General features: G+C 41.0%; 5 protein-coding genes and 1 pseudogene. All 6 read right to left on the minus strand.

Going from position 1 to position 2,394, the window contains the following annotated elements:
- Positions 1-72: 72 nt before the first annotated feature.
- Positions 73-666: a recombination protein NinG gene (locus ABN212_RS18590; RefSeq protein WP_349443565.1), complete on the minus strand. Its 594-nt coding sequence runs from the start codon at positions 664-666 to the stop codon at positions 73-75.
- Positions 667-777: 111 nt separating this feature from the next.
- Positions 778-915 carry a hypothetical protein gene (locus ABN212_RS18595; RefSeq protein WP_349443566.1) on the minus strand — a complete coding sequence of 46 codons (138 nt, stop codon included), beginning with the start codon at positions 913-915 and terminating at the stop codon, positions 778-780.
- Positions 916-1,061: 146 nt separating this feature from the next.
- Positions 1,062-1,493 (minus strand): hypothetical protein, encoded by a 432-nt coding sequence (locus ABN212_RS18600; RefSeq protein ID WP_349443567.1) that lies wholly within the window; start codon positions 1,491-1,493, stop codon positions 1,062-1,064.
- Between the two features lie 2 nt (positions 1,494-1,495).
- Positions 1,496-1,813, minus strand: a complete 318-nt coding sequence (locus ABN212_RS18605; RefSeq protein ID WP_163826885.1) for a hypothetical protein — start codon at positions 1,811-1,813, stop codon at positions 1,496-1,498.
- A complete protein-coding gene (locus tag ABN212_RS18610) occupies positions 1,806-2,216 on the minus strand; it encodes a DUF3310 domain-containing protein (protein WP_349443568.1) in 411 nt (136 codons plus the stop codon). The genes ABN212_RS18605 and ABN212_RS18610 overlap by 8 nt, the downstream gene beginning before the upstream one ends.
- Positions 2,213-2,394, minus strand: a pseudogene (locus ABN212_RS18615) (hypothetical protein); the annotation flags it as partial. The gene ABN212_RS18610 and the pseudogene ABN212_RS18615, both read right to left, overlap by 4 nt.

Raw genomic sequence — 2,394 nt, forward strand, 5'->3', positions numbered from 1 at the left:
ATTACACAGAAGTTAACTCGACCGCCTGATCTGGATTTTAAATATCTTGCTTCTTCAATAGCTGCGATTAAGTCAGTGAACATCTTTCAGCTCCTTTAACTTTGCTCGGTAGTGATCACGTATCCGCTCATAATCTTCACGTTTCCACTTCTGCAATTCATGAGAGCCCATCAGTCGATCGAAACGTTCCTGACCAATTTTCTCTATTAGTCTAGGCGTGTAATTTTCGATATTTCCCGATAGATGGTTATTACATGGTGCGCATTGCTTATGGACGTTATCTTCATCAAACCTAAGCTCTGGATTAGCTCCGGTTGTTCGATAGTGTCCTGCGTGATACTGACCTTCGTGAAAACGACCACACGAGATGCAAGGCTCATCCTTGTCTCTTTCTCTGATGAATGCGTTGAATGAGGTCTGCGCTTGCTTGGTGAAATATGAGAGGGGTTTTACTTCTAACTTGCGGGCTTTGAGTTTGTCTTTTGCTTTAACTTCCTTTTCTCTTTGCTCCTTTTTACGTTTTGCTAATACTTTTTCCTTTTCCTTGTTTATTCGCCTTATTGCCAGTTCTGCTCCGTGTTCTGGGCAACACCACCAAATGTTGCTGTATTTAGGGTGAAACCATTCTCGGCATATTTTACAGCGCCGTCGCCTTAGTTTCTGCATCTCCCTCTCCTTTCACTATTTCCATCACCTCAAGATGCGGATATTCATTTACACACTCGTCGCACACGTAGATTTCATCATCTGTTAGCGGTCTATTGCATGATTGGCAGTTCATTGGACGCCTCGCTTTACCGCACGTTTAGATTCGCGTTTAATGGCAACACCTAATCGCTCTAGCCACTCTCCGTATTTGAGCAGTGCTTCAGTTTCATCACTAATGCGAGGGAATCCATCCATTTCAATATCCACCTCAAACCTTCCAAAGCTATCTCTGGCAATAGATATTTTCTGTTCTAACTTTGTAGTCTCACTATTGTGAGTAACGTTATATTCCTTAAGAAATAGTTTTTCGTTTCTTTCAAACTTAACCAGCTCCATTTTTGTTGACTTGGTTTTCACACTCTCACCCCACTCAATAAAGAATCAAACTTCATCAACATCGGATTACCCATGCCTGCCGTGTTTGCCTTATCGACAAATGACAATCCACACATAAAATCATCCAGCACTTTTCTAGGCTTCTTTGCTTCAACTTTCTTTGCTTTTGGGAAGAGTGGAAGGTTAGCCAGTCGCTCTTTTTCAAACTGACTTCTCAGTCTAGTAATTGCATCGTCTGTAACTGCATAGTTATTGATTGGGCGAGTGCGTTTACGGCTCTTTGTTTCAACATGCTCTACACACTGGAATGCAAGTAACTTTCTCAGAATCGTTCCGACCCTTGCTGGTGTTAATCCTGTAACAGATGAAATAGTGTTGTGATTAAATGAGATGAATTCACGACCAACCACTATCACTTGCGCATAAGTTCTGTATTGTTCTTCAGTCATGATCACTTCCTGTTTAAGTTATTGCGGTTAATGTGCTCACGGCGACTTTCTTCTAAACGCTCTACCTGTTTTTGCGCTCGATTTAATTTTTTATCGATGCGCTCCAGTTCAACCACTGCCTCTAACCAGCTACGCTTTTCGCTTTCACTTTTAAATTCAGGAGGTAGAAAACCTCTTTTCACAAACTCCTTTTTAGTCATTTCCAACTCAAGACTAACGACTTCATCTTCAAAGGTTTTCTGTCTTTCTGTTTGCAAACATTGAGGGATAACCTCCATCCACTTTTTCATGTTCTCTAATGCGTTATTTCTCTTAGCCATTGCTTCCAGCCTCCATCTCACTAACCATCCGTTCCATATACCAGCGCGCCTTTTTCAAATCTTCGACTGGATTAATTTTCTTTTCGTATCGCCAGACATACTTTTGAATATTGCCCTTGAGATAGCCTAGAAACGCCTCCTTAGTCATGCTGGCTTTTATGGCATCTATGCACTCAATATCACCAGATGCGTAGTGTGATGGGTTATTTACGTTGTCTGGCATTGTCTTTTCTAATTCTTGATTAACTAAAGACTTAAACCCTCCCATACGTTGAAGATTGTCATCGCATTTCTTGCAGGAATTTTCATGTTTAGGTCCGATGTAGCTAAATCCACACCACTTACACTCTTTGTGCCAATATCCACCACTTGGATAATCTCTTTCTGTTTTAGCTAGGTTCATTCTTCTTGCTTCCTTTTCAATTTTATATATTCAGAGTTATCAGGTATCGTCACGAAACAATTTATACCTACCGCCCAGCGTTCAACCTGCTCCATGAAGTGGAACATTTCACCTGTATCAAGTTTTGATGTTTTTCGAAGTGTCCTTACGCGCTCTGTAAGTTGTGTAGTAACGTCAA

Origin of the sequence: Proteus genomosp. 6 (assembly GCF_040139785.1) — a bacterium.
In the GTDB taxonomy this organism is placed as follows: Bacteria; Pseudomonadota; Gammaproteobacteria; order Enterobacterales; family Enterobacteriaceae; genus Proteus.